Raw genomic sequence first — 25,897 nt, forward strand, 5'->3', positions numbered from 1 at the left:
CCTTTGCATCCCTGGCGGGATCAGACCGCCCTGGCCTGCCGCGCCTCGTCCATGCGGCGGTTGCGCAGCTCCTCGGCCACCAAGAAGGCCAGTTCCAGCGACTGGCTGGCGTTCAGGCGCGGGTCGCAGGCAGTGTGATAGCGGTCCGACAGGTCCTCGTCCGTCACCGCACGCACGCCGCCGGTGCATTCGGTCACGTCCTTGCCCGTCATCTCGAAATGCACGCCGCCGGGGATGGTGCCTTCGGCACGATGCACGGCAAAGAACTCGCGCACCTCGCGCAGAATGGAATCGAAGGCCCGCGTCTTGTAGCCGGTCGAGGACTTGATGACGTTGCCGTGCATCGGGTCGCAGGACCAGACCACGTTCGCGCCCTCGGCCTGGACGGTCTGGATCAGGCGCGGCAGGTGGTCGCCCACCTTGCCCGCGCCAAAGCGCGCGATCAGCGTCAGCCGGCCGGGTTCGTTCTCCGGGTTCAGCTTGCCCATCAGTACCTTCAGATCCTCGGCCGTGGTCGAGGGGCCGCATTTCAGCCCGATCGGGTTCTGCACACCCCGGCAGAATTCCACATGCGCGCCGTCGGGCTGGCGGGTGCGGTCGCCGATCCAGATCATGTGGCCCGAGCCCGCGACCGGCAGGCCGGTGGTGGAATCGATGCGGGCCAGCGCCTCCTCGTATTCCAGCAGCAGGGCCTCGTGGCTGGTGTAGAAATCCACCTTGGCCAGGTCATGCGCCGTGTCCGAGGTCACGCCGGCCGCCGCCATGAAAGCCATGGCGTCGCTGATCCGGTCGGCGATGTCGCGATAGCGCGCCGCCTCCTCGCCGCCGGTGAAGTCGCTGATCCAGCTTTGCACGCGGTGGATGTCGGCGTAACCGCCGGTCGAAAAGGCCCGCAGCAGGTTCAGCGAGGCCGCGGCCTGGGTATAGGCCCACAGCATCCGCTGCGGGTCTGGGATGCGCGCCTCGGGGGTGAAGTCGAAGCCGTTGATGATGTCGCCGCGATAGCTGGGCAGCTCCTGCCCGCCGATCACCTCGGTCGGCGCGCTGCGCGGCTTGGCGAATTGCCCGGCCATGCGCCCGACCTTGACCACCGGCAGCTGCGCGCCCCAGGTCAGCACCACGGCCATCTGCAGCATGACCTTGAAGGTGTCGCGGATGTTGTCGGCGGAAAACTCGCTGAAGCTCTCGGCGCAGTCGCCGCCCTGCAGCAGGAAGGCGCGTCCGGCGGCGACCTCGGCCAGGGACTGCTTCAGCCGCCGCGCCTCGCCCGCAAAGACCAGCGGCGGGAACTTCGCCAGTTGCGCCTCGACCGCGTTCAGCGCGGCCTGGTCAGGATAGTCCGGCATCTGGACGCGCGGATAGGCGCGCCAGCCCCGCTTTTCCCATGCCTTGGCCGGGGTCGCGGAAGCCGAGTTCTGCTGTGCCATTATCCTGTCCTCCTGAGAAATGGGTGGTCGGCATATAGAACCTAAAGGCGCAAAGGAAAAGCCTTGCGCGCGCCCGCGAGTCCTGATGAATTGCGCCATCCGAACGCGCGACCGACATGCCAGACCCGTTTCCAGCCGCAAGCCAGGACAGATCCCCGGCCGAATCCCGCCCGCAGCGGTATGTTTTCCTGTTGCTTGAACGCTTTACGATGGTGGCGTTCGCCGCCGCGATCGAGCCTTTGCGGCTGGCCAACCAGATTGCAGGGCGCAGGCTTTACGAATGGCGGCTGCTGGGGGAATGCGGACAGGCGGTGGCCTGCTCGAACGGCACCGCCGTCGTGGTCGACGCAGGCCTGATCGAGGTGCAGCGCAACGACACCATCCTGGTCTGCGGCGGCATCGACGTGCCCCGCGCGGCGACCCGGCCGATCCTGGGTTGGCTGCGGCGCGAGGCGCGACGCGGCGCGCGCATCGGCGGCATCTGCACCGGCGCCTGGGTCCTGGCCGAGGCCGGGCTGCTGGACGGCCGCCGCGCCACCATCCACTGGGAAAACCAGGACGGGTTCGCCGAGAAATTCCCCGACGTGACCCTGATCCGCACCGTCTTCGTCGAGGACGGCAGCCGCCTGACCGCCGCCGGCGGCACCACCGCCATCGACCTGATGCTGCGCCAGATCGCGCGCGATCACGGGGCGGAACTGGCCAGCCGCGTGGCCGACCAGATGATCCACACCGCAATCCGGTCCGAGGACGACCACCAGCGCCTGTCGATCCCGACCCGCATCGGCGCGCGCCACCCGCGCCTGGCCCAGGTCGTCGCCCGGATGGAGGCCAATATCGAGGACCCGATCAGCCCCGCCCGCCTTGCGCTCGACGCCGACATGTCGCCGCGCCAGCTGGAGCGGCTGTTCGCGCGCTATCTCGGCCGCTCACCCAAGCGCTACTACATGGAGCTGCGGCTGGAACGCGCCCGCAACCTGCTGATGCAGACCGAGATGGGCGTGATGGAGATCGCGCTGGCCTGCGGCTTCACCTCGGCGGCGCATTTCTCGAAATGCTACCGCGCGACCTATGGCAGCACACCCTATCGCCAGCGCGGCGGCGCGGCGGCGGGCGGCTGATCGCCGGGCCCTGCGGCAAATTGCGCCCGAAACGCCGAACTGCCCCTGCGTTCTGCCCATTCTGTGCACTTTCCATTTCGATCGGCGGCTTATAGCCTGCCGGGCAGGACAATGTTCCACTCAGGGAGACGGACAATGAAAAAGCTTCTTCTGGCCAGCGTCGCCGGCACCATGGTCGCCGCCGCTGCGCATGCCGAGGACATCAAGATGGGCATCGGGGTCGGCGCCACCGGCCCGCTGGAATCCATCGCCCCGGCCATCCAGAAAGGCGCCGAGACCGCGATGAAGGAAGTGGGCGACAGCGGCAAGCTGCTGGACGGCACCACCGTCACGCCGGTCGTCTACGACACCACCTGCACCGATGCGGCCGCCGCCGTCGCCGCCGCCGAACGCGTCGTGACCGCCGAAGGCGTCAAGGGCATCATGGGCGGCATGTGCTCGGGCGAGACGATCGCCACCCTGGAACGCGTCGCCGTGCCGAACGGTGTCGTCATGATCTCGCCCTCGGCCACCTCGCCGGCGCTCTCGACCATCGACGACAAGGGCTTCTTCTTCCGCACCTCGCCCTCGGACGCCCGCCAGGGCGAGGTGATGGCCGACATCGTGCTGGAACGCGGCGTCCAGTCGGTCGCGGTGACCTATACCAACAACGACTACGGCAAGGGCCTCGCGGACAGCTTCGCCAATTCCTACAAGGAAAAGGGCGGTTCCGTCACGATGGTCGCGGCCCATGACGACGGCAAGGCCGACTATTCGGCCGAGGTCGCGGCGCTGGCCGCCGCCGGGGGCGACGCGCTGGTGGTGGCGGGCTATGCCGACCAGGGCGGCTCGGGCATCATCCAGGGCGCGCTCGACACCGGCGCGTTCTCGACCTTCGTGCTGCCCGACGGCATGGTGAACACCACGCTCGCCGACAAGTTCGGCACCCAGCTGGAAACCTCGTTCGGCCAGAACCCCTCGGCCGAGGGCGAGGGCCACGACAAGTTCGCCGAACTGGCCAAGGCCGCCGGCTTCGACGGCACCTCGGCCTATGCCGGCGAGGCTTATGACGCCAGCGCCCTGATGCTGCTGGCGATGCAGGCCGCCAAGACCACCGATCCCAAGGTCTGGAAGGACAAGGTGATGGAGGTCGCGAACGCGCCCGGCGAAAACATCTATCCCGGCGAACTGGCCAAGGCGCTGGAACTGATTGCCGCGGGCACCGACGTCGATTATGTGGGCGCCACCTCGGTCGAGCTGGTCGAGCCGGGCGAAAGCGCCGGCGTCTACCGCGAGGTCGACTTCAAGGGCGGCAAGCTGAACGTCGTCGGCTTCCGCTAAGCCGCAACACCGGATCGGCCCGGGCATCCGTCCGGGCCTTTCCAGAATCAAAACAAGCCCATAGGGGCGTTTCTTCGCGTATTCCGCGAAGTCTGGGGAGAGACATGATCCAGGTCCACGACCTGCACCGGCATTTCGGCGGCTTCCGCGCCGTGGATGGCGCCAGCCTGACGATCGAGACCGGCTCGATCACCGGGCTGATCGGCCCCAACGGCGCCGGAAAATCCACCCTGTTCAACGTCATCGCCGGGGTTCTTAAACCGACCTCCGGCCGCGTCGTGATGGATGGCGAGGACATCACCGGCCTTGCCCCGCACGACCTGTTCCACAAGGGCCTGCTGCGCACCTTCCAGCTGGCGCATGAATTTTCCTCGATGACCGTGCGCGAGAACCTGATGATGGTGCCCGGCGGCCAGACCGGGGAACGGCTGCTGAACACCTGGCTCCGCCGCGCCCGCATCCGGGACGAGGAACGCGCCCTGCGCGCCAAGGCGGACGAGGTCCTGGATTTCCTGACCATCAGCCATGTCGCCGATGAAAAGGCCGGCAACCTGTCCGGCGGGCAGAAAAAGCTGCTGGAACTGGGCCGGACCATGATGGTCGATGCCAAGATCGTCTTTCTGGACGAGGTCGGCGCCGGCGTGAACCGCACGCTTCTGGGCACCATCGGCGACGCCATCACCCGGCTGAACCGCGAACGCGGCTATACCTTCTGCGTGATCGAACACGATATGGATTTCATCGGCCGGCTCTGCGACCCGGTCATCGTCATGGCCCAGGGCAAGGTGCTGGCGCAGGGCTCCGCCTCCAGCATCATGCAGAACGAGGCCGTGATCGAGGCCTATCTGGGCACCGGCCTGAAGAACAAGGTCGCGGCCGAGATCGCGACCGAAACCGCCTCGGGCGAAAGCCACGGCGCCCAGCCGGGCCTCGGCGACGAAGCGAGGGGCCGGCCATGAGCTATCTTTCCGCCACCGACATGCGCGGCGGCTATGGCCGCGCCGACATCCTGAACGGCTGCACGCTGACCGTGGACCAGGGCCAGATCGCCGTGATCGTCGGCCCGAACGGCGCCGGCAAGTCTACCGCGATGAAGGCCGTCTTCGGCATGCTGAACCTGCGCGAAGGCCGCGTGACCCTGGGGGGCGCGGATATCACCGCCCTGACGCCCCAGGAACGCGTGCGCAAGGGCATGGGCTTCGTGCCCCAGACCCACAACATCTTCCCGACCATGACGGTCGAGGAGAACCTGCAGATGGGCGCCTATATCCGCGACGACGATTATCGTGACACCATGGCCCAGGTCTATGACCTGTTCCCCGCCGTGGCCGACAAGCGCCGCCAGAACGCGGGCGAGCTTTCGGGCGGCCAGCGCCAGCAGGTCGCCGTCGGCCGCGCGCTGATGACGAAACCGCGCCTGCTGATGCTGGACGAACCGACCGCCGGCGTCAGCCCCATCGTCATGGATGAGCTTTTCGACCGCATCATCGAGGTCGCCCGCACCGGCATTTCCATCCTGATGGTCGAACAGAACGCCCGCCAGGCCCTGGAAATCGCCGATATCGGCTATGTGCTGGTGCAGGGCGCGAACCGCTATACCGACACGGGGGCCGCCCTGCTGGCCGACCCCGAGGTGCGCCGCACCTTCCTGGGGGGCTGAGGCATGGACATCCTGAACGCGCTGGTGGCGCTTTTGAACTTTGTCGTCATCCCCGCCGCCGCCTATGGCGCGCAGCTTGCGCTGGGGGCGCTGGGAGTCACGCTGATCTATGGCATCCTGCGGTTTTCGAACTTCGCCCATGGCGACACCATGGCCTTCGGCACCGCGCTGGTGATCCTGGTGACCTGGGGCCTGCAGGCGCTGGGGATCGGCCTTGGCCCGCTGCCGACGGCGCTTCTGGCCCTGCCCTTCGGCATCGCGCTCTGCTGCCTGCTGGTCCTTGGCACCGACCGCGCCGTCTATCGCTTCTACCGCAGGCAGCGGTCGGCCCCGATCATCCTGGTCATGGCCTCGGTCGGCGTCATGTTCATCATGAACGGCCTGACCCGCCTGGTCATCGGCGTGGACGAGATCCGCTTCGACGACGGCGCCCGCTTCCTGATCTCGGTCCAGGACTTTCGCGCCTGGACCGGGCTGACCGAGGGGCTGTCCCTGCGTCTCAGCCAGGGCCTGACGCTGGGCATCACGGCGCTGGCGTGCTGGGCGCTGTTCCGCTTCCTCAGCCGCTCGAAATCCGGCAAGGCCATGCGCGCCTATGCCGACAACGAGGATCTGGCGCTTCTTTCGGGCATCGACCCCGAACGCGTGGTGCGCCTGACCTGGATCATCGCGACGGCGCTGGCGGTGACGGCGGGCACGCTTTACGGGCTCGACAAATCCTTCAAGGTCTTCAACTACTTCCAGATCCTGCTGCCGATCTTTGCGGCCTCCATCGTGGGGGGCCTGGGCAATCCGCTGGGCGCCGTCGCGGGCGGCTTCATCGTCGCCTTCTCCGAGGTCGCGGTGACCTATCCCTGGAAGAAGGTCGCGGGCTATCTGGGCGTTCAGTCGGACGGGCTGCTGCAACTGCTGTCCACCGAATACAAGTTCGCGGTCAGCTTCGTGATCCTGATCGTGGTGCTGCTGTTCCGGCCGACCGGCCTGTTCCGCGGCAAAAGCTATTAAGGGGGCCAAGCGATGTCGACGAACCGTCAAGCCGAAGCCACCAGCCGCTGGCGCGCGCCCCTGGTCTTTCTGCTGATCGCCGTCCTTTTCGTGCTCGAAGGGACCACCCGCAACATGCTGTTTTCCGGCAGCTGGAACTCGGCGCTGGCCATCCTGAACATGGGGCTGATCTCGGCCGTCATGGCGCTTGGGGTGAACATGCAATGGGGCTATGCGGGCCTCTTCAACGCGGGCGTGGTGGGCTTCGTCGCACTTGGCGCGCTGGGGCCGGTGCTGGTCGCGACCGCGCCGGTGCCGGGCGCCTGGGCCGCCGGCGGCCCGCGCGTCTTGCTGGCGCTGGCCGTGGGGCTGGGCACGCTGGCGCTTGCCGCGCTGACTTGGCGCCGGCTGCGGGGCTGGCCGCGCGTGCCGGCGCTGATCGGCGTGCTGGTGCTGGGCTTCGTCCTTTACCGCGAACTCTTCGACCCCGCCGTCATGGCGATCGAGGCGAACAACGCCGCCTCCGCCGGCAACATCGGCGGCCTCGGCTGGCCGGTGCTGCTGGGCTGGCCGGTCGGCGCGGCCTTCGCCGCCGCCGCCGCCTGGGGCGTGGGCAAGGTCGCGCTCGGCCTGCGCTCGGATTATCTCGCCATCGCCACGCTCGGCATCGGCGAAATCATCGTCGCCGTCCTTCGCAACGAGGAATGGCTGGCGCGCGGCGTCAAGAACATCTCGGGCATCCCCCGCCCCGTACCCTACGAACTCGACCTGCAGAACGACCCCGGCTTTGCGGCCCGCGCGGCGGATTGGGGCATGGACCCGGCCACCGCCTCGGGCATCTGGGTCAAGCTGCTTTACGCGGGCCTTTTCGGCCTCGTCCTCCTGGCGCTGATCCTGCTGGCCGAACTTGCGCTGAAATCCCCCTGGGGCCGCATGATGCGCGCCATCCGCGACAACGAGACGGCGGCCGAGGCGATGGGCAAGAACGTCACCGGCCGGCATCTGCAGATCTTCGTCATCGGCTCGGCGGTGATCGGGCTTGGCGGCGCGATGATGGTGACGCTGGACGGGCTTCTGTCGCCCGGCGGCTTCAACCCGCTGCGCTATACCTTCGTCATCTGGGTCATGGTCATCGTCGGCGGCTCGGGCAACAACTGGGGGGCGGTGCTGGGGGCCGTGCTGATCTGGTATCTCTGGATCAAGGCCGAGGTCTGGGGCCCCGCCTTCATGCACATGGTCACGCTGCCCCTGCCCGAAGGCGGGCTCAAGACGCAGCTTCTGGGCGGCGCGCCGCACATGCGCTTCATCGCGATGGGGCTGGTGCTGCTTCTGGTGCTGCGCTTCGCCCCGCGCGGCCTGGTCCCGGAAAAATAGCCGGCCGCGCCATCGGGATCTTTTCCGCCCGCCGGGACTTGCATCGGCGGGCGAAAGCGCCAGATTGGACCGGAACAAAGGTGAAACGATGGGTCACAACAACACCAACGCCCCGGTCCTGCGCTTTCCCGAGGTCAGCCGCCCCAAGCTGGAAGGCGGCAAGCGCTTCGTCATGCAATCCGAATTCCAGCCCGCCGGCGACCAGCCGACCGCCATCGCCGAACTGGCCGAAGGCGTGACGGCCGGCGAACGCAACCAGGTCCTTCTGGGCGCGACCGGCACCGGCAAGACCTACACCATGGCCAAGGTGATCGAGGCGACGCAGCGCCCCGCCATCATCCTGGCGCCGAACAAGACGCTCGCCGCCCAGCTTTACGGCGAATTCAAGGGCTTCTTCCCCGACAACGCCGTCGAATACTTCGTCAGCTACTACGACTACTACCAGCCCGAAGCCTATGTGGCCCGCAGCGATACCTATATCGAGAAGGAAAGCCAGATCAACGAGGCCATCGACCGGATGCGCCACTCGGCCACGCGGGCGCTTCTGGAACGCGACGACGTCATCATCGTGGCCTCGGTCTCCTGCATCTACGGCATCGGCTCGGTCGAGACCTATTCGGCCATGACCCAGGACATGATCGTCGGCCAGCAATACGAACAGCGCGGCTTCATCAACGAACTGGTGGCCCAGCAGTACAAGCGCCTGGACGCCGCCTTCCAGCGCGGCGGCTTCCGCGTGCGCGGCGACTTGGTCGAGGTCTGGCCCGCCCACCTCGAGGATCGCGCCTGGCGCTTCGACTTCTTCGGCAACGAACTTGAGGCGATCACCGAATTCGACCCGCTGACCGGGGCGAAAACCGACAGCTTCAAGCAGATCCGCATCTACGCCAACAGCCACTACGTCACCCCGCGCCCGACTTTGCAGCAGGCGATCAAGGGGATACGCGCCGAACTTCAGGGGCGCCTCAAGCAGTTGACCGACGAAGGCAAGCTGCTGGAAGCGCAGCGGCTGGAGCAGCGCACGAACTTTGACCTGGAAATGCTTGAAGCGACTGGGGTTTGCAACGGCATCGAAAACTACAGCCGCTACCTGACCGGCCGCGCGCCCGGTGAGCCGCCGCCGACGCTGTTCGAATTCATCCCCGACAATGCCATCGTCTTTGCAGATGAATCGCACGTCTCGGTGCCGCAGATCGGCGGCATGTATCGCGGCGACTTCCGGCGCAAGTTCACGCTGGCCGAACACGGCTTCCGCCTGCCCAGCTGCATGGACAACCGTCCGCTGAAGTTCGAGGAATGGGACGCCATGCGCCCGCAATCGGTCTTCGTCAGCGCCACCCCCGCCGATTGGGAACTGGACCAGACCGGCGGCGTCTTCACCGAACAGATCATCCGCCCCACCGGCCTGATCGACCCGCAGATCGAGATCCGGCCGGTCGAGATGCAGGTCGACGACCTGCTGGACGAGGTGCGCAAGGTCTCGGCCGCGGGCCTGCGCACGCTGGTCACCACGCTGACCAAGCGCATGGCCGAGGACCTGACCGAATACCTGCACGAACAGGGCATCCGCATCCGCTACATGCACAGCGACATCGACACGATCGAACGCATCGAGATCCTGCGCGACCTGCGCCTGGGCGCCTTCGACGTGCTGGTGGGCATCAACCTGCTGCGCGAAGGCCTTGATATTCCTGAATGCGGCCTTGTCGCCATCCTCGACGCCGACAAGGAAGGCTTCCTGCGCTCGGAAACCTCGCTCATCCAGACCATCGGCCGCGCCGCGCGCAACGCCGAAGGCCGCGTCATCATGTATGCCGACCGCATAACCGGCAGCATGGAACGCGCCATGGCCGAAACCGAACGCCGCCGGCAAAAGCAGATGGCCTACAACATCGAACACGGCATCACGCCGCAGACGGTCCGGAAGAACGTCGAGGATGTGCTGGCCGGTCTCTGGCAGGGCGACACCGACCAGTCGCGCGTCACCGCCAAGGTCGACCGGCCCATGGTCGGCGCGAACCTGGCGGCCCATCTGGACGCGCTGCGCGCCCAGATGCGCAAGGCCGCCGAGAACCTGGAGTTCGAGGAAGCCGCCCGCCTGCGCGACGAGGTGAAGCGCCTCGAGGTGGTCGAACTGGCCGTCGCCGACGACCCGCTGGCCCGGCAATCGGTGATCGAGGAGGCGGCGGAAGAGGCGATGAAGGCTTCGGGCCGCTCGACCGCCGGCCGCGCCGGTCAGCGCGGCGGCAACAAGCGGTCGAAACGCCACCGCTAGACGGCGGCACGGGTGGATCGCGCCCGCGCCGTCAGCTTCAACTGACGCGCTCCAGCGGTTCGGTGTCGTCAGCGTCAGCTGATGCGCCAGCCGCCCCGCGCCGTCAGCCGCAGCTGACCCGCACCAGGCGTCCCGTGCGGTCGTGTTCAAAGTTCAGGCGGGCGGCGTTGAAATCCATCGTCACCGGGTCGCCCGTCCGATAGACCCGGTAGGGCGTATTGGCCGGAACGCTGATCGTGGTCCCCTGCTGACCCACCAGCGCCAGGTAACGGCTCGCGCCGCAGGTATCGTCCTGGATCGCGACCGGGGGCATCGGCGTCGGCTCGGGCGGTTCGGGCAGGCAGGCGGCAAGGACGGGAACAAGCACCAGAACAGGCAGGATCTGCTTCACGGGACGTTCTCCTTGTGGCGGGGAGTCGCCGCCCGAACGCCGCTGCCGGCAAAAGGTTTCCCGAAATCGCGCCGCGCCGGCGGAACCCCGCCGCCCTCAGGGCAGCCAGCTCAGCACCTCGTCGGTCAGCGCGTCCACCTCGGCTCGGGCGGCGGGGTTGCCGCGCGCGCCGTCCGCGGCCCCCAGCCCCTGGCCCAGGGTCTCGGCGTAAAGCACCCGGTTCGCGACCTGCGCCGCCGCCACCTCGGCGCCAAGCTCGGCGGCCTTCTGGGCGATTTCGGCGGCCAGCCGCGTGTGGGGCCGGGTCCGGTTCAGGACGATCAGCGTGTCGCATTTCTCGCGCCGCGCCAGGTCCAGCACCCCCTCGGTCGCCCACAGGTCGACCTGGCTGGTGGCGACCGGGACCAGCACCAGGTCGGCCACCCGCAGCGCCGGGCGCAGGTCGCTGTCGATCTTGGGCGGCGTGTCGATGATGACGTAATCGAAGCGCTTCTTCAGCTTCTCCGATTCGTAGCTCGCCCCCCAGGCCGACGAGGTGGTGAACTCCAGCGCCTCGTCCTCGCCCAGGCGGTCCAGCCGCTCCAGGAACCAGCGGCCCAGGCTGCCCTGCGGATCGGTGTCCAGCAGCGCGACCGAATGGCCCCGCCCCCGCAAGGTCGCGGCCAGGTTGACCGCGATGGTCGTCTTGCCCGACCCGCCCTTCTGCTGCGCGACGGTAATGATGCGCCCTGCCATCTGCCCCCCTTTCCGGTTCTCCGGTTCCCGCCCAGACTAGGGGCAAGCGCGCGCCGATGCATCGGTTTTTTCGCAGCTGCGGCATCGGCCCCGGCGGCCGGGCGCGGTCAGGCGGGCCAGGTGCCGATGACCTCGTACATGACCGGCTCGAAATGGCGGCACATGGCATTGATGGCGCGGTTTCTTTCGCGCATCTCGGGGCTGCGCAGCATGGCCTGGTAATCGCGCCGGTCGCGCCATTGCGAATAGGTGGCGATGCGGGTCTGTGCGTCGTTCAGGTGCACCGCGCCCGAGACATAGCCCGGCTGATGCCGGATCACCCGGTCATAGGCCTCGCTCAGCGCATCCAGCACGTCATGCGCGCTGCCGGGCGTCACCTCGAAGGTGCAGATCACGGTCTGCCCCTGAAAGTCGTTCGAGATCTGGGTCATGGCTGGCTCTCCCTCTGGCTCGCTTCAGGATAGCGCAGCCGCCCCGCCCGCAAAGCCGAAAAATCGCAATCCCCCAGGCTTCTTTCTTGCCGAAATATCCCGGGGGGGGGGTGAGGAGCGCCAGCTCCGAGGGGGGCAGAGCCCCCCACCGCCGCGGCATACGCCCTGTGTACGCCCGGTGTACGCAGGCTGTACGCCTGTCACGGCCGAAATCCCAGCAATCGCGGGGTTTCCCGCGTCCCGACCCCGACCCGGTGCACTGCGCAACGCGCACCCTGTTGCAGCCCCCGGCCAGGGCGCGCATGGTGCCGCCCGTGAACAAGGGGGCAGCGCCAATGATTCCGGTCTTCGACGGACACAACGACTTCCTGCAGCGCATGGTGGCCGCCGGGCCGCAGCGCGACCGGCTGTGGCTTTCGGGCGACGGCACCGGCCATCTCGACCTGCCGCGCATGCAGGCGGGCGGCTTCGTCGGCGGCTTCTTCGCGATCTGGACCCCCTCGCCCGCGTCCGAGGACGACACGCTTGCCGCCGTGCTCAAGGCCAACCCGCCCTTCGCCCTACCCCTGCCCGACGAGGTGGCGCTGGCCGACGCCCTGCCCCATGCCTTCGCCCAGGCCGGCCACCTTCTGGCGATGGAGCGCACGGGCCGTCTGACCGTCTGCAAGACCGCCGCCCAGATCCGCGACACCATCGCGAAAGGCCGCATCGCCGCCATCCTGCACATCGAGGGCGCCGAGCCGATCCCCGATCTCGACGCGCTCCATGTCTGGCACGCGATGGGCCTGCGCTCGCTGGGTCCCGTGTGGTCGCGCCCGACCCGCTACGGCCACGGCGTGCCCTTCGCCTTTCCCTCCTCGCCCGATACCGGGCCGGGCCTGACGGCCGCGGGCAAGGCCTTGGTGCGGGAATGCAACCAGCTGAAAATCATGCTGGATCTGTCGCACCTGAACGAACGCGGCTTTGACGACGTGGCGGCGCTGTCGGACGCGCCGCTGGTCGCCAGCCACAGCTGCGCCCATGCCGTGGCGCCCAGTTCGCGCAACCTGACCGACCGCCAGCTTGACGCCATCGCCGCGACCGGCGGCCTGGTCGGGCTGAACTATGCGGTGGGATTCCTGCACCCGCAGGGCCGGCGCGAGCCGATGCGCGGCTTCGACATCGTGCTGCGCCACCTCGACCACCTGCTGGAAAAGCTGGGCGAGGAGGGGGTGGCGCTGGGGTCCGACTATGACGGCGCCCAGATGCCCGAGGATCTGGCCGACGCCTCGATGCTGCAGAACCTGACCCAGGCGATGCTGGGGCATGGCTACGACCGCGCGCTGGTCGAAAAGATCGCCTGGAAGAACTGGCTGTCCGTGCTGGAACGGACCTGGGGCGCCTGAGGCGCCCTGGTCCTAGTCCACCTTGACGACCGGCTCGACCCCCAGCGCCTCGGCCAGGGACTTGAAGCGGGCGTCCGCGACCTCGCCCATCAGCGCCGTGCCGGTCCGCGTCAGGCGCAGTTCCAGCACCTTGCGCTTGCGGTTGAACTTCAGCGTCCCCGCCTCGGACGGGTCGCGGACCGAGAACATGGCCCCGAACCGCATGGCCTTGCCCAGAACCTCGGCATCGCGGATCTCGTCGTCGCTGAGCAGCTTGAACAGCGGCGCCATCGCCGAATTGCCGCGGCTGTTCTTGTAGCGGTGCAGCAGCGACAGGCCCAGGAAAACCCGCTCGGGATGGGACAGCGCCGCCATGTTCGCCCGCGTGACATTGTCGAAACAGGCATCGGCGCGATAGTCGGGATGCGTGCGCCAGGTGGTGTCGTGCAGCAGGCAGGCGGCCCGGATCAGCCGGTCGCGCTGCGGGGGCGCGTCCTTGAAGATGGGCTCCAGGAACTGGTACAGCCGCTTGCCGAACCCCGGCATCCGCGCCATCTGGCGTTCCGAAAACCGCGCCGCCTCAAGCAGCGGGTCGCGCGAACGCAGGCTTTCGGGCATCTGTTCGTAAAGCAGCCCCTCGCGGATGCCATAGGAGGACACGGCCAGCGATTTCGGCTCGAGGCTGATGACCAGTTGGCGCAGCACCTGGCTTGCCAGCGGCACCAGTTCCATCCGGCTGGCCGAGATGCCAAGCTTGCTGCGCATGTCGGACAGGTTCTGGTTGCCGATCCACTTGACGGTCGCCAGCACGTCGTCGGTGGACATGCGGTATTCGTGCAGCACCGTCATCGGATAGTCCGCGCGTTCCATGTCCAGCCGGGCGATGGCGCGCCAGGACCCGCCGACCAGATAGATCTGCTCGTGCCCTCGGCCCAGCTTTTTCGCCGCATCCTCCAGGATCTTCTGGACATGGTCGCGCAGGCCGTCGCTGCCGCCCTTGACCTGCTGCAGGCGGAACGGGCCGAGCGGCGTGGAGATGCGCCGCCCGACCTTGCCCTTGTCCACCTCGGCCAGTTCCATCGAGTTGCCGCCGATGTCGCAGACCAGTCCCATGGCCTCGGGCCAGCCCAGCAGCACGCCCTGGGCCGACAGGCGCGCCTCTTCCTCGCCGTCGATGACCCACAGCTTCAGCCCGGTTTCCTTTTCGACCGCCCGGCGAAAGGCGGGGCCGTCCTCGGCCTCGCGCACGGCGGCGGTGGCCACGCAGGTCAGGGGCTTGATGCCCATGCCCTCGGCCAGCGCGGCAAAGCGCTTCAGCGCCGACATGCCGCGCACGACGCCCTCGGGGTTCAACCGGCCGGTGGTCGCCAGCCCCTGCCCCAGTCCCGCCATGACCTTTTCGTTGTAGAAATAGGCGGGCGAGCGCGCCGCGCCGTCGAAGACGACCATCCGGATCGAGTTCGAGCCCACGTCGACCACGCCCACCCGGCTGAGCGCGCGTTCCGAGGCGCGCTCGAACAGCGATCGTCCAAAGGGCTCGATGGTTTCCCCGCTTGCGGTCACAACACCGTTCATCGGTTTCCTCTCGGTTCCGTTACCACCTGAACGATGGCAAGCGATGCATGGTTCATTAACTTTTGTTCGTCAATCCGCCGAATGGGTCAGAGCCGGCACGTCGCGCGCCCCCTTGGTCCCCCTTCCGGACAAAGACGGGTTTTCCATGAAGAACTTGTGACAGTTGAACAAATCGTCCTTGCCGGCGGGCAGATAACGCAGATAGCGGCCGTCGGGCTGCAGCAGCCAGCTTTGCGCCTCGTCCCCCAGGTTCGCGGCCATGATCTGGCTGGTGATCTGGGCCTTGACGGTTTCGTTCATGCATTCGACCAGCGCCTCGACCCGGCGGTTCAGGTTGCGGCCCATCCAGTCGGCGGAGCTGATGAAGACGCGCGCCTTCTTGGACGGCAGGCCGTGGCCGTTGCCGAAACAGACGATGCGGGAATGTTCCAGGAAGCGGCCGACGATGGACTTGACGCGGATGTTTTCCGACAGGCCGGCGATGCCCGGGCGCAGGCCGCAGATGCCGCGGATGACCAGGCTGATGCGCACGCCGGCGTTGCTGGCATCGTAAAGCGCCTCGATCACCTCCTTGTCGATCAGGCTGTTCATCTTGGCCCAGATCTCGGCCGGGCGGCCGCGGCGGGCATATTCCGCCTCGCGCCCGATCAGGTCGATCAGCCGCTCTTTCAGGTCGATGGGCGAGATCGCCAGGTTCTCAAGCCCCTCGGGCTGGACATAGCCGGACAGGAAATTGAACACCTTGGCCGCATCGCGCCCCAGCGCGGGATCGCAGGTGAACAGCGACAGGTCGGTGTAGATGCGCGCGGTGATCGGGTGATAGTTGCCGGTGCCGAAATGGGTATAGGTGACAAGCTGCTCGCCCTCGCGCCGCACCACGGCGCTGATCTTGGCGTGGGTCTTGTACTGCATGAAGCCATAGACCACATGCGCCCCCGCCCGCTCCAGCCGGCGGGACTGGCGGATGTTCGCGGCCTCGTCGAAGCGGGCCTTCAGCTCGACCAGGGCCGTCACCGACTTGCCCGATTCCGCCGCCTCGCACAGCGCGTCCACGATGGGGCTGTCGCGCGAGGTGCGGTAAAGCGTCTGCTTGATCGCGACCACGTTCGGATCGGCGGCGGCCTGGGCCAGAAAGCGCGTCACCATCTCGAAGGTCTCGTAGGGGTGGTGCAGCAGCATGTCCTTTTGCCGGATCGCCGCGAACATGTCGCCGTCGTGGTCCTGCACGCGCTCGGGCACGCGCGGGGTAAAGGACGGCCACTGCAGGTCGCGGCGGCTGTCCAGCACCAGTTCGCTGAGGTCGGCCATGCCCAGCAGGCCCTCGACCTCGACCACCTCCTCGGGGGTGACGGCCAGTTCCTGCATGATCAGCTTGCGCAGCCGATCGGGCGCGCCGGAGGTGATCTTCAGTCGGATGACGCTGCCGCGCCGCCGGCGCTTCAGCGCGGTCTCGAACTCGCGCACCAGGTCCTCGGCCTCTTCCTCGACCTCGAGGTCGCTGTCGCGCAGCACGCGGAAGGCGCAATGGCCGATGTCGCGATAGCCGGGAAACAGGCTGGGCAGGTGCATCAGCAGCACTTCCTCAAGCCGGACGAAGCGTTTGCCGCCCGGCAGGGTGATGAAGCGCGCGATCTGCTGGGGGATCGGCAGCAGGGCCTGCATCTGGCGCCCGTCGCCTTCGCGCGCCAGGTCCACGGCCAGCGAAAAGCCCAGGTTCGGGATGAAGGGGAACGGGTGCGCCGGGTCTATCGCCAGGGGCGAGACCACGGGGAACACCTGGTCCATGAAGTAGCGGCGCAGGAATTCCTCTTCGCTGCGGGTCATGGCGCTGCGCGACAGGATGGTGATGTCGGCCAGCTCCATCTCGCGCCGCAACCCGTTCCAGACCGCCTGCTGCGCCCCCATCAGGCGGCGGGCGTCGGCGTTGACCATGGTCAGCTGTTCCGAGGCGGTCAGCCCGTCGTCCGATAGCGTCGTGTTTCCTTCGCGCACAAGCTCGCGAAGGCCCGCCACCCGGACGGTATAGAATTCATCCAGATTCGTCGCCGAGATCGCCAGGAAGCGCAACCGCTCCAGCAGCGGCACGCGGGGGTTGCGCGCTTCGTCCAGAACGCGCCAGTTGAAGCTGAGCCAGCTGATCTCGCGGTTGAAGAAGCGGGCCGGACCCTGGGGCGTGCCCTCGGGCAGTTGCTTTGGCGGCAGGTAGGGGGTGCGAAGATAGTCGGCCTGGGTCATGGTGCCTCGTGCGATGAGGGGGCAGAGGATGGCTCGGACGGCGCAAGCTTGTCCAGAAGCTCGGCCGCCAGCCGGCGGGTCACGGGACGGCGGTCGGCCAGGGACTTGCGGTCGATGGCGGCCACCAGATGGCGGGCAAGGCCAAGGTCGCGCTCCATCCGCAGGGCCAGCCAGTCGACCACGTCGGGCGCGACCTGGATCTGGCGGTCGGCGAACAGCTTGACCAGCACGGCGGGCAAAAGCGCGTCGTCGGGCGGGCCCAGCACCGCCTGGGCGGCCGATTCCAGCCGCGACAGCAGGTCGGGCAGGACGATCCCCCAGTCGCGCGGCGCGGTGCGGCCGGTGATCAGCAGCAGGACCTGGCGCGCGCCGGCCAGGTTCCACAGGTGGAACAGCGCATCCTCGGCCTCGGTGATCCCGGCGATCTCATGGGCGTTCTCGACCGCAAGCGCGCCGCCCCAGGGCAGCAGCGCATCCACGTCCCCGGGCGAGACGGTCGCGGCGCGCAGGACCTGGGCGCCGTTCTCCTCGGCCCAGAAGCGCGCAAGGTGCGACTTGCCCGAACCCGGCCCCCCGATCAGCAACAGCCGCCCCCCGGGCCAGGCGGCGGGCCGGTCCAGCATGGCCAGCGCGTCGCGGTTGGCGGCGGTGGTCAGGAAATCGTCCCGCGACAGGGCGGGCGGGATCGTCAGGTCCAGGGCAAGCTGGCGGGCCAAGGATCAGCCGTCCTTCTTCTGCTTCTCGCGCTGGCGGTCCTCCTCGTCGGCCCGGCGCGCCTCGATGTGAAGCTGCACCGGCGAGGGCGGGCCCTCGGGGGCGTGCCGCGGCTCTTTCTGCTTGCGGGCGCGGTCCTGGCGGTCCTCGACCAGTTCGGCCAGCTCCTCCTGCCGCTGGATCTCGGCCACGCGCACGTCATGGGACAGCTGGGCCAGGCGGCGCAGGTTCGCGACCGTGCCGCGCGGCACCAGTTCGATCAGCATGGGCGGCGCGGGCGGGGCCGGCACCTCGCGCCCGGTGTAAAGCGCGCTTTCCTTGTAGCGCCCGACGGCATAGCGCACCAGAACGCCCAGGGCCGCCGCGATGGGCACCGCGACCAGAAGGCCGACAAAGCCGAACATGGTGCCGAAAACGGTCAGGGCCAGCATCAGCCAGACCGGATGCACCCCGACCGAGCCGCCGACGATCTTGGGTTGCAGGAAGTTGCCCTCGATGAACTGGCCGGCGGCGAAGATCGCGACCACCGCCCCGATCCAGACCGGCTCGCCCCAGAAGCTGAACAGCGCGACCCCGATGGCCGTCGCGCCCCCGATCAGCACGCCGACATAGGGAATGAACGACAGCGAGGCCGCAAGCGCCCCGATCGCCACGCCAAAGGGCAGCCCGACCAGCCCCAGCCCGACCGAATAGAACGTCCCCAGGGTCAGGATCACCAGCCCCTGCCCGCGCACGAAGCCCGACAGCGCCCGGTCGATGTCGCGGGCCAGGCCCCGGATCGTGTCGGCATGTTCGCGCGGCAGAAGCTCGTCCAGCCGGGCGACCATGCTGTCCCAGTCCAGCAGCAGATAGAAGGCCACGACCGGTACGATCACCACCAGCGCCAGCAGGCTGAACACCCCCATGACCGAGCCGAGCACCGTCGAGACGACCTGCATCCCGCTTTCGCTGACCCGCTGGCCGACGTTGGTCAGGGCGGTGTTGACGGTGCTGCCTTCGGCAAAGACCTGGGGAAAGCGGCTCATCAGGAACTGCTGCAGCTGCTCGGCCATCTGCGGGGCGGTATTGACCAGCTGCGTGGTCTGGCGGACCAGCACCGGAACCAGCATCAGCACCACGGCGACCATGATCAGCACGCCCACGAGCGTGATGACCACCACCGCCAGCGTGCGCGACAGGCCCAGGCGTTCCAGCCGGTCGGCCACCGGGTCCAGCAGGTAGGCCACCGCCGCCCCCAGGATGAAGGGCATCATCTGATTTCCCAGCGCCCATAGCGCCAGCAGCAGGACGGCCAGCGCCCCGCCCCAATACCAGACCTGTTTCTGTGCCGGGAGCCTCATGCGCCTCTCCTGATGTTCGCGCGTCGCGACCTATTTGGACGGTTGCGGCCCCCTATGCAAGGAAGCCCGTTGCCCCCCTGAACGCTCTGCGCTAACTCGCTTAGGCCCATCAGGAAGGATTCCGCCATGCGTCTGTCGCGCTATTTCATGCCCGTCCTCAAGGAAGACCCGAAAGAGGCGCAGATCGTCAGCCACCGGCTGATGCTGCGCGCCGGCATGATCAAGCAGCAGGCAGCGGGCATCTATTCCTGGCTGCCGATGGGGTTCAAGGTGCTGAACAACATCCAGCGCATCGTGCACGAGGAACAGGCCCGCGCGGGCCATATCGCCATGCTGATGCCGACGCTGCAACCGGCCGACCTGTGGCGCGAAAGCGGCCGCTACGACGATTACGGCGAAGAGATGCTGCGCATCAAGGACCGCCACAAGCGCGACCTGCTTTACGGGCCCACGAACGAGGAGATGATCACCGACATCTTCCGCAGCCATGTGTCGTCCTACAAGGACCTGCCGCTGACCCTGTATCATATCCAGTGGAAGTTCCGCGACGAGATCCGGCCCCGCTTCGGCGTCATGCGCGGGCGCGAGTTCCTGATGAAGGACGGCTACAACTTCGATCTGACCAAGGAAGCCGCGCTGCACGCCTACAACCGGCACCTGGTCAGCTATCTGCGGACCTATGAGCGCATGGGCCTGCAGGCGATCCCGATGCGTGCCGACGGCGGGCCCATCGGCGGCGACTATACCCACGAATTCCTGGTGCTGGCCGAGACGGGCGAATCGGAGGTCTTCTATGACAGCCAGATCACCGACCTGAAGTTCGGCGACCGCGCCATCGACTATGACAGCGTCGAACAGTGCCAGGCGGTGCTCGAGGAATTCACCAGCCGCTATGCCCGCACCGACGAGACCCATGACGAGGCGCTGTTCAACCAGATCCCCGAGGAACGCCGCCGCACCGCGCGCGGCATCGAGGTCGGCCAGATCTTCTATTTCGGGACCAAGTATTCCGAGCCGATGGGCGCCACCGTGGTCGGCCCCGACGGGGCCCGCGTGCCGGTCCACATGGGCAGCCACGGCATCGGCGTCAGCCGCCTTCTGGGCGCCATCATCGAGGCCAGCCACGACGACAAGGGCATCATCTGGCCCGAAGGGGTGACGCCCTTCCACGCCGGCATCGTGAACCTGAAGCAGGGCGACGCCTCGACCGACAGCGCCTGCGAGGCGCTTTACGCCGAGCTGAAGGCCCAGGGGCTGGACCCGCTTTACGACGACCGCGACGAGCGCGCCGGGGCCAAGTTCGCCACTATGGACCTGATCGGGCTGCCCTGGCGCATCACCGTGGGCCCGCGGGGCCTGGCCGCGAACAAGGTGGAACTGACCTCGCGCCGCACGGGCGAATCGGTCGAGATGTCGCCTCAGGACGCCGTCGCCCGCCTGACCGAGCTCTATCGCCCGGTGCTTCGGGCCGGCCTTTAGAGCGCGGGCTTGCGCAAGGGGCCGACCGGCACGCAGATCAGGTCGATCTCGGCATTGCGGATCATCTCGGCGCTGGTCGATCCCAGGATCAGCCGGCGCAGCGCGCCCTGTCCGCGCGCCCCGGTCACGAGCAGGTCGAACCGATCCTCGCGCTGCATCCGCGCCAGGGCCGTGGGCACCGCGACGTGGCGCAGGGCATAGTGCAGATGGCCCGCCGCCTTCAGCACCGGCCGCAGACGGCGACGCAGACGCAGCTCCAGATGGGCCATCGCCTCGTTGTCCAGCCGTTGCAGCGAGACCGAGCTTAGCCCCCCGGTCCGCAGCGTCGGCGGGCTGGGCAGGTGCGTGGCGTGCAGGACGGTCATATCCGCGCCCCGGACCAGGCCCAGCCGGTCCAGCGCGCGGGCGACCGGCAGGGCGCTGCGGTCCTCGGCCAAAGCCAGCAGGATGCGGTGCCAGGGGCGGTCGGCCGGGTGGCGAACCACGGCGACCGGGCAGGCCGCGGCGGTCAGCACCCGCTCGGCCGTGGTGCCCGCGAGGCCCTGCAGAAAGCGGCGCGGCCGGGGCACGCCCATCAGGATCAGCGCCGCGCCGGTTTCCCGGGCCAGACGCAGGATCGCCTCGTCCGGATCGCCGGGCAGGGTCACGCAGCGCAGCGCGACGCCCGCAGGGACCACGCGCGCAGCCTGGGCGCGCAGGCGATCCTCGGCCTCGGCACTGGCGGGCCCGGCCTCGTCGATGACGTGCAGCAGGGTGATCCGGGCGTCGTCGTCCCCCCGCGCCAGCGCCGCCGCCCGGGCCAGGGCGTGATCGGACCGGCCGGAAAGATCGCTTGCCACCAGATAGTTGCGCATTCCACCTCTCGCTTTCGGGCCAGCCTAGCCCGGTTTCCCCGGCACCGAAAGCCACCTGCCTTTTCGGCAGATGGACAGGCCCATGGCCGGCAAGGGATGATCCATCCGATTCGGACATGGGGCATCATGCACAAGATGGTGGTAAGGCTGGCGCTGCTGGCGCTGGTCCTGGGGGTCGCCGGACTCTGGACCTTTCGCCTTTGGCCGGCGCCGCCGCGTCCGGCGCAGGTGGTGCCCACGATCGAGATCGCGCGTGGCAGTGCCGGCGGCGGCGTGGCCATCGAGCTTGTGCCCCCGGCCGAGGGGCTGGCCGTGGTGCCGATGCTGGTGACGGGCCGCGCCTCGGCCGGGGCCAAGGGGGCCCTGATGCAGGAATGGCCCGGCTTTCACGTCGAGGCGCGCTTTTCCGGAACCGAGATCCGGGTCCGGTTCCAGGATGCCAGCAACCGCTGGCGGGTTCTGGTGGACGAGGGCCGGACCGCACGCATCGACCTGTCGCGGCCCGGCGCCCAGGATCTGCGCCTGCGCGGCCTGAGCGACGGCGAACACCGGCTGCGGGTGGAAAAGACCAGCGAAAGCTCGATGCCCGCCAGTTTCGGCGGCGTCCTGGCGGGACCGGGCACCCGTGGCCTGCCCGCGCCCGAGCCGCGCGCGCGACTGATCGAGTTCATCGGCGATTCCGACACCGTGGGCTTTGCCAATGGCGCCGAATGGCGCGACTGCACCGAAGGCGAGGTGTTCTCCTCGACCGACACCACGCGCAGCTTCGGGCCCCAGGTCGCGCAGGCGCTGGGTGCGGATTACCGCATCATCGCGCGTTCAGGGATCGGGCTCTTGCGCAACTATGGCGGCGCCAAGCCTGGGGCGACCATGGCCAGCCGCTATGGCCTGGCCCTGCCCAGCGAGCCGGCCGCGACGCGGCTGCCGCAGAAACCCGCCGACATCGTGGTGACGGGCCTCGGATCGAACGATTTCGGATCGGATTTCGACCTGTCCGAACCCTGGACAGACCAGCAGGCGCTCAGCCGCGATTTCCAGGCCGCGCTGGTCCGCTTCCTGCGCGAACGCGTGCGGGAAAACCCGGGCGCCCTGCAGGTCCTGCTGGCCTTCGGCGAATACGGCGCGCCGCTGGTGTCGCCCTACAGCGCCGCCCTGGACAGCCTCAAGGCCGACGGTGCCCGCGCCGTGCTGGTGGTGCTGCCGAAGCTTGATCGGACGGCCTGTTTCTGGCATCCTTCGGCCGACGATCATGCCATGATCCGTGACCAGATCCTGGCCGCCATTCTGGCCGCTGGCGAATCCTAGACCGCCGGCTGCCCTGTTTTCCGAAGTTTCTCGTTAATCGGTTTTGTCTGGTGCCTCGCCGATGATTTCCCTGCGTCCCCTGACCTATCGCATCGGCCTGCTGCTTGGCCTGGGTCAACCCGAGCTTGCCGCCGCAGCCGAAGAGCAATGGCAGATCGCTCCGGCCGAGTTTCGCCGCGTGCCGCCCGTCATCATCCTGCCCGGTCAGGCCGAGCGCTTCACCCGGGCCGAGTTCACCACCCTGCCCCTGCTGATGCAGTCGCTGCACGGCGATCCGGCCGAGCCGATCGGGCCCACGACCGCTTACCGCCTGGCGGATGTCGATATCGTGGACGGCGTCGTCTATTCCCACGGCTACACGCTGCACCTGCGCCAGCGCCGGCACCGCATGTCGCTGGGTCATCTGGAATCCATCCCGGCCGGGGCGGCCTATGAAAGCTGGGTCGGCAACCGCTGGTTCGGCAACTGGCTGCTGGACGACTGCCTGACCTATCGGCTGGCCGAACAGGCGGGCACCCCGGTCACGACCATGCCGCCGCGCGGGGGCCATGTGCCCGACTATGAATTCAGGCTGGGCATGCACCCGCGTCGCATCACTGATGCCCATTTCGACGAGCTGGTGGTGTTCGACGACCACGCCAACAACACCAACCGCCTGGCGCGCGCGCAGGACATGCGGTCCCGCCTGACGCGGCATGTGACGCCGGAACCTCGTCAGGGCGTCTTTCTGATGCGGGGCCAGTCGGGCGACCGGCGCCTGCTGGAAAACGAGGCCGAGATCGCCCGGCGCCTGGGGGACGACTACGGCTTTCGCATCATGTTCCCGGAGGATCACAGCGTAGACGCGCTGATGGCTGCCTGCGCCAATGCCAGCGTTGTCGCCGGCGTCGAGGGAAGCCAGCTGAACCACGGCATTGCCGCCATGCCGCCGGGCGGCACGCTGCTGACGCTGCAGCCTCCGGACCGCGCCACGACCGCCATGAAGCTTCTGACGGACCGCTGGCAGCAGAGGTTCGCCATGGTCGTGGGCCGGGGTCAGGCCGAATCCTTCCGCATCGACTGGGGCGAGGTGGTCGCGACGCTGGAGCTTGTCCAAGCGGAAAATGCTGCAAACCCGTCCTAAACGGCAGGTTGAATTTTTCGCGAGCGGACGGAATGATATGATCAGAAACGGATTCATTGACGTTCTGAGTGTTTGGTATGAGCTTGCTTGAGGTTATCCGGGGGGATTACATCCGCCACGGTCGTTCCCTGACAGAAGCCGCCTTTGTTTCGCTGCTGATCTATCGGTGGGGGCATTATGCACTGGGCGTGCGCAATCCGCTGGGCCGCTGGCTGGCCAACAAGGTCTATGGCTTTTTCAAGGTGGTCGTCCTGAACGTCACCAAGGTCTGGATTCCGCCCGGGGTCAAGCTCGGCAAGGATTTCCACATCATCCATGCCGAGGGCTCGCTGTCGATACATCCCGACGTGGTGATCGGCGACCGTTGCGGGGTCATGCACAATGTCACCATCGGCACGAACATGCGGGGCGGTGCGCCGGTCATCGGGGACGATGTCTTCATCGGCGTGAACTCGACCGTGCTGGGACCGATCAGGATAGGCGACCGGGTGCGCATCGCGGCGAACACCGCCGTCACCACCAATGTTCCGCCGGATTCGGTGGTCGTCGGCTCTCCGGCGCGGATCTATCCCAGCCTGCCGATTTTTGCCCAGAAGAAAAAGGCCCAGGAATGATCAAGGACTTCGACCGCAGCATGTGGCGCCTGCTGGCCGACAACCTTGCGCATCGCGCGAACAAGGTGGCCGCGGTGGATGCCGGCCGCAGCGCAACCTATGCCGAACTGGCGGCGCAGGCGGGCCGGGTCTGCGACTGGCTGCGCGACCGCGGCATCGTCCCGGGCGACCGGGTGATCGTCCACCTGCGCAAGGGCATCGACGAGGTCGTGGCCATGCTGGGCGCCTGGAAGGCCGGCGCCGTGGTGGTCAATGTCAACAGCCACTGGACCGCGCAGCAACTGGCTTATGTGGCGCGCGACTGCCGGGCAAGGGCCGTGATCCTGCCGCCGGGCGCGCTGCGGGGCCTTGCGGGCGACAACGCGCTGCCGTCGGGCACCGCCTTTCTGGTACAGGGCAAGGCCGAGGGCCTGGCCCAGGGCGCAGACCCCTGGACGGCGCTTCCCGCCGACAGCGGTTCTGCGCCCGACGAACCCGACCCGCAGGGGCTGGCGATGATCATCTATACCTCGGGCTCGACCGGGGCGCCCAAGGGCGTGATGCTCAGCCATCGCAACATCCGCGTGGGCGCGATCTCGGTCGCGGACTACCTGGGGCTGGCCGAGGATGACCGGCTGCTGTCGGTGCTGCCCTACAGCTTCGACGCCGGGCTGAACCAGCTGACCACCATGCTGCTGACCGGCGGCACCATCGTCCACCAGCCCCTGACCATGCCGGCCGAGATCGTGCGCATGGCCGCGGCCGAGGCCGTGACCGGCATCGCCGGCGTGCCGCCGCTGTGGAACCAGATCGTGCGCCTGCTGGACGAACGCCCAACGCCCCTGCCCAGCCTGCGCCGCATCACCAACACCGGCGGCAAGATCCCCCCGAACATCCTGGAACTGCTGCCCAAGGTGTTTCCCGGCGTCGACATCTACCTGATGTACGGGTTGACCGAGGCGTTCCGCTCGACCTACCTGCCGCCCGAGCGGTTCGCGCAGAAGATGGGCTCGATCGGGCGACAGATTCCGAACGCCCAGGTCTTTGCGATCAAGCACGGGGTCGGCATCGCCGGGCCCGGCGAACAGGGCGAACTGGTCCATGCCGGGCCGCTGGTCAGCATGGGATACTGGGAAAAGCCCGAGGTGACGGCCGAAAAGATCCGCCCCTGCCCCGAGCTTGCGTCCGTGATCGGCGACGCGCCTGTGGTCTGGTCCGGCGATCTGGTCCGCGTGGACGAGGATGGCGACCTGTGGTTCGTCAGCCGCATGGACGAGATGATCAAGACCCTGGGCTTTCGCCTGTCCCCCACCGAGGTCGAGGACGCGCTGTCCCAAAGCGGGCTGGTCACGGACGTGGTGGCCTATGGGGTCGAAGATGCGGACCGGGGCCAGGCCGTTCATGTTTCGGTCAGCTTTCTGCCCGATGCCGACCCGGCCGCGCTGATTGCGCATTGTGCAAGGACCATGCCCCATTATATGCGACCCCAGCATGTCCACGCCTGGCAAGGCGCCATGCCCCGGACGGCCAGCGGCAAGCTGGACCGCCCCGCGATCATCTCGGCCGCCAAGGCCGCAACCGTCTGACAAATCATAGG

The 25,897-nt window shown here is 67.9% G+C and carries 22 protein-coding genes; 13 read left to right on the top strand and 9 right to left on the bottom strand.

Annotated elements, in window-relative coordinates; translation table 11 throughout:
- Nucleotides 1-20: 20 nt before the first annotated feature.
- On the bottom strand, nt 21-1,427 hold the full coding sequence (locus BU28_RS0108455) for a class II 3-deoxy-7-phosphoheptulonate synthase (RefSeq protein ID WP_028719086.1): 1,407 nt from the start codon (nt 1,425-1,427) through the stop codon (nt 21-23).
- Nucleotides 1,428-1,543: 116 nt separating this feature from the next.
- On the opposite strand from BU28_RS0108455, the gene BU28_RS0108460 reads away from it, so the two are divergent.
- From BU28_RS0108460 to uvrB, 7 genes are all read left to right on the top strand, one after another.
- Nucleotides 1,544-2,548 (top strand): GlxA family transcriptional regulator, encoded by a 1,005-nt coding sequence (locus BU28_RS0108460; RefSeq protein WP_028719087.1) that lies wholly within the window; start codon nt 1,544-1,546, stop codon nt 2,546-2,548.
- A gap of 135 nt (nt 2,549-2,683) precedes the next feature.
- Nucleotides 2,684-3,868: an ABC transporter substrate-binding protein gene (locus BU28_RS0108465; protein WP_028719088.1), complete on the top strand. Its 1,185-nt coding sequence runs from the start codon at nt 2,684-2,686 to the stop codon at nt 3,866-3,868.
- 104 nt (nt 3,869-3,972) lie between these two features.
- The gene (locus BU28_RS0108470; protein ID WP_028719089.1) at nt 3,973-4,827 is read left to right on the top strand and encodes an ABC transporter ATP-binding protein; all 855 of its coding nucleotides are present in this window, start codon (nt 3,973-3,975) and stop codon (nt 4,825-4,827) included.
- Nucleotides 4,824-5,528, top strand: a complete 705-nt coding sequence (locus tag BU28_RS0108475) for an ABC transporter ATP-binding protein (protein ID WP_028719090.1) — start codon at nt 4,824-4,826, stop codon at nt 5,526-5,528. The genes BU28_RS0108470 and BU28_RS0108475 overlap by 4 nt, the downstream gene beginning before the upstream one ends.
- A gap of 3 nt (nt 5,529-5,531) precedes the next feature.
- Complete coding sequence (locus BU28_RS0108480) at nt 5,532-6,533, top strand: branched-chain amino acid ABC transporter permease (RefSeq protein WP_028719091.1); 1,002 nt, start codon at nt 5,532-5,534, stop codon at nt 6,531-6,533.
- 12 nt (nt 6,534-6,545) lie between these two features.
- Entirely contained in the window at nt 6,546-7,886 is a 1,341-nt protein-coding gene (locus BU28_RS0108485) for a branched-chain amino acid ABC transporter permease (protein WP_036762416.1), read from the top strand.
- Between the two features lie 88 nt (nt 7,887-7,974).
- Complete coding sequence (gene uvrB / locus BU28_RS0108490; RefSeq protein ID WP_028719093.1) at nt 7,975-10,161, top strand: excinuclease ABC subunit UvrB; 2,187 nt, start codon at nt 7,975-7,977, stop codon at nt 10,159-10,161.
- A 103-nt stretch (nt 10,162-10,264) separates the two neighbouring features.
- Here the strand turns inward: uvrB and BU28_RS0108495 are convergent, their stop codons facing one another.
- The 3 genes from BU28_RS0108495 to BU28_RS0108505 form a co-directional block, all read right to left on the bottom strand.
- Nucleotides 10,265-10,552: an I78 family peptidase inhibitor gene (locus tag BU28_RS0108495; protein WP_036762419.1), complete on the bottom strand. Its 288-nt coding sequence runs from the start codon at nt 10,550-10,552 to the stop codon at nt 10,265-10,267.
- Between the two features lie 96 nt (nt 10,553-10,648).
- On the bottom strand, nt 10,649-11,287 hold the full coding sequence (gene parA / locus BU28_RS0108500; RefSeq protein ID WP_028719095.1) for a ParA family partition ATPase: 639 nt from the start codon (nt 11,285-11,287) through the stop codon (nt 10,649-10,651).
- 107 nt (nt 11,288-11,394) lie between these two features.
- On the bottom strand, nt 11,395-11,718 hold the full coding sequence (locus tag BU28_RS0108505) for an antibiotic biosynthesis monooxygenase family protein (protein ID WP_028719096.1): 324 nt from the start codon (nt 11,716-11,718) through the stop codon (nt 11,395-11,397).
- A 335-nt stretch (nt 11,719-12,053) separates the two neighbouring features.
- Between BU28_RS0108505 and BU28_RS0108510 the strand changes: the two genes are divergently transcribed.
- Nucleotides 12,054-13,103, top strand: a complete 1,050-nt coding sequence (locus BU28_RS0108510; RefSeq protein ID WP_028719097.1) for a dipeptidase — start codon at nt 12,054-12,056, stop codon at nt 13,101-13,103.
- A 12-nt stretch (nt 13,104-13,115) separates the two neighbouring features.
- On the opposite strand, the gene BU28_RS0108515 is transcribed toward BU28_RS0108510, so the two are convergent.
- From BU28_RS0108515 to BU28_RS0108530, 4 genes are all read right to left on the bottom strand, one after another.
- On the bottom strand, nt 13,116-14,657 hold the full coding sequence (locus BU28_RS0108515; protein ID WP_028719098.1) for a Ppx/GppA family phosphatase: 1,542 nt from the start codon (nt 14,655-14,657) through the stop codon (nt 13,116-13,118).
- A 69-nt stretch (nt 14,658-14,726) separates the two neighbouring features.
- On the bottom strand, nt 14,727-16,892 hold the full coding sequence (locus BU28_RS0108520; RefSeq protein WP_028719099.1) for an RNA degradosome polyphosphate kinase: 2,166 nt from the start codon (nt 16,890-16,892) through the stop codon (nt 14,727-14,729).
- On the bottom strand, nt 16,889-17,608 hold the full coding sequence (locus tag BU28_RS0108525; RefSeq protein WP_028719100.1) for a P-loop NTPase family protein: 720 nt from the start codon (nt 17,606-17,608) through the stop codon (nt 16,889-16,891). Before BU28_RS0108525 ends, BU28_RS0108520 begins: the two co-directional genes overlap by 4 nt.
- Nucleotides 17,609-17,611: 3 nt before the next feature.
- Entirely contained in the window at nt 17,612-18,946 is a 1,335-nt protein-coding gene (locus BU28_RS0108530; protein ID WP_028719101.1) for an AI-2E family transporter, read from the bottom strand.
- A gap of 126 nt (nt 18,947-19,072) precedes the next feature.
- Here BU28_RS0108530 and proS point away from each other — a divergent pair, with 126 nt between their 5' ends.
- Nucleotides 19,073-20,425, top strand: a complete 1,353-nt coding sequence (gene proS, locus BU28_RS0108535) for a proline--tRNA ligase (protein ID WP_028719102.1) — start codon at nt 19,073-19,075, stop codon at nt 20,423-20,425.
- On the opposite strand, the gene BU28_RS0108540 is transcribed toward proS, so the two are convergent.
- Nucleotides 20,422-21,279, bottom strand: a complete 858-nt coding sequence (locus BU28_RS0108540; RefSeq protein ID WP_028719103.1) for a universal stress protein — start codon at nt 21,277-21,279, stop codon at nt 20,422-20,424. The genes proS and BU28_RS0108540 overlap by 4 nt on opposite strands.
- A 126-nt stretch (nt 21,280-21,405) precedes the next feature.
- Here BU28_RS0108540 and BU28_RS0108545 point away from each other — a divergent pair, with 126 nt between their 5' ends.
- From BU28_RS0108545 to BU28_RS0108560, 4 genes are all read left to right on the top strand, one after another.
- Nucleotides 21,406-22,584 carry an SGNH/GDSL hydrolase family protein gene (locus tag BU28_RS0108545; RefSeq protein ID WP_036762447.1) on the top strand — a complete coding sequence of 393 codons (1,179 nt, stop codon included), beginning with the start codon at nt 21,406-21,408 and terminating at the stop codon, nt 22,582-22,584.
- 61 nt (nt 22,585-22,645) lie between these two features.
- On the top strand, nt 22,646-23,707 hold the full coding sequence (locus tag BU28_RS0108550) for a glycosyltransferase family 61 protein (RefSeq protein WP_028719105.1): 1,062 nt from the start codon (nt 22,646-22,648) through the stop codon (nt 23,705-23,707).
- 77 nt (nt 23,708-23,784) lie between these two features.
- On the top strand, nt 23,785-24,321 hold the full coding sequence (locus BU28_RS0108555) for a serine O-acetyltransferase (RefSeq protein ID WP_028719106.1): 537 nt from the start codon (nt 23,785-23,787) through the stop codon (nt 24,319-24,321).
- Nucleotides 24,318-25,886, top strand: a complete 1,569-nt coding sequence (locus BU28_RS0108560) for an AMP-binding protein (RefSeq protein ID WP_028719107.1) — start codon at nt 24,318-24,320, stop codon at nt 25,884-25,886. Before BU28_RS0108555 ends, BU28_RS0108560 begins: the two co-directional genes overlap by 4 nt.
- The last annotated feature ends 11 nt before the right edge of the window (nt 25,887-25,897 follow it).

This window comes from Paracoccus yeei ATCC BAA-599 (assembly GCF_000622145.1).
Lineage (GTDB): Bacteria > Pseudomonadota > Alphaproteobacteria > Rhodobacterales > Rhodobacteraceae > Paracoccus > Paracoccus yeei.

Excerpts from the sequence above, each read along its gene's own strand:
- BU28_RS0108455 (WP_028719086.1), bottom strand. The coding sequence starts at position 1,427 with ATGGCACAGCAGAACTCGGCTTCCGCGACCCCGGCCAAGGCATGGGAA.
- BU28_RS0108460 (WP_028719087.1), top strand. The coding sequence starts at position 1,544 with ATGCCAGACCCGTTTCCAGCCGCAAGCCAGGACAGATCCCCGGCCGAA.
- BU28_RS0108465 (WP_028719088.1), top strand. The coding sequence starts at position 2,684 with ATGAAAAAGCTTCTTCTGGCCAGCGTCGCCGGCACCATGGTCGCCGCC.
- BU28_RS0108470 (WP_028719089.1), top strand. The coding sequence starts at position 3,973 with ATGATCCAGGTCCACGACCTGCACCGGCATTTCGGCGGCTTCCGCGCC.
- BU28_RS0108475 (WP_028719090.1), top strand. The coding sequence starts at position 4,824 with ATGAGCTATCTTTCCGCCACCGACATGCGCGGCGGCTATGGCCGCGCC.
- BU28_RS0108480 (WP_028719091.1), top strand. The coding sequence starts at position 5,532 with ATGGACATCCTGAACGCGCTGGTGGCGCTTTTGAACTTTGTCGTCATC.
- BU28_RS0108485 (WP_036762416.1), top strand. The coding sequence starts at position 6,546 with ATGTCGACGAACCGTCAAGCCGAAGCCACCAGCCGCTGGCGCGCGCCC.
- uvrB (WP_028719093.1), top strand. The coding sequence starts at position 7,975 with ATGGGTCACAACAACACCAACGCCCCGGTCCTGCGCTTTCCCGAGGTC.
- parA (WP_028719095.1), bottom strand. The coding sequence starts at position 11,287 with ATGGCAGGGCGCATCATTACCGTCGCGCAGCAGAAGGGCGGGTCGGGC.
- BU28_RS0108505 (WP_028719096.1), bottom strand. The coding sequence starts at position 11,718 with ATGACCCAGATCTCGAACGACTTTCAGGGGCAGACCGTGATCTGCACC.
- BU28_RS0108510 (WP_028719097.1), top strand. The coding sequence starts at position 12,054 with ATGATTCCGGTCTTCGACGGACACAACGACTTCCTGCAGCGCATGGTG.
- BU28_RS0108515 (WP_028719098.1), bottom strand. The coding sequence starts at position 14,657 with ATGAACGGTGTTGTGACCGCAAGCGGGGAAACCATCGAGCCCTTTGGA.
- BU28_RS0108520 (WP_028719099.1), bottom strand. The coding sequence starts at position 16,892 with ATGACCCAGGCCGACTATCTTCGCACCCCCTACCTGCCGCCAAAGCAA.
- BU28_RS0108530 (WP_028719101.1), bottom strand. The coding sequence starts at position 18,946 with ATGAGGCTCCCGGCACAGAAACAGGTCTGGTATTGGGGCGGGGCGCTG.
- proS (WP_028719102.1), top strand. The coding sequence starts at position 19,073 with ATGCGTCTGTCGCGCTATTTCATGCCCGTCCTCAAGGAAGACCCGAAA.
- BU28_RS0108540 (WP_028719103.1), bottom strand. The coding sequence starts at position 21,279 with ATGCGCAACTATCTGGTGGCAAGCGATCTTTCCGGCCGGTCCGATCAC.
- BU28_RS0108545 (WP_036762447.1), top strand. The coding sequence starts at position 21,406 with ATGCACAAGATGGTGGTAAGGCTGGCGCTGCTGGCGCTGGTCCTGGGG.
- BU28_RS0108550 (WP_028719105.1), top strand. The coding sequence starts at position 22,646 with ATGATTTCCCTGCGTCCCCTGACCTATCGCATCGGCCTGCTGCTTGGC.
- BU28_RS0108555 (WP_028719106.1), top strand. The coding sequence starts at position 23,785 with ATGAGCTTGCTTGAGGTTATCCGGGGGGATTACATCCGCCACGGTCGT.
- BU28_RS0108560 (WP_028719107.1), top strand. The coding sequence starts at position 24,318 with ATGATCAAGGACTTCGACCGCAGCATGTGGCGCCTGCTGGCCGACAAC.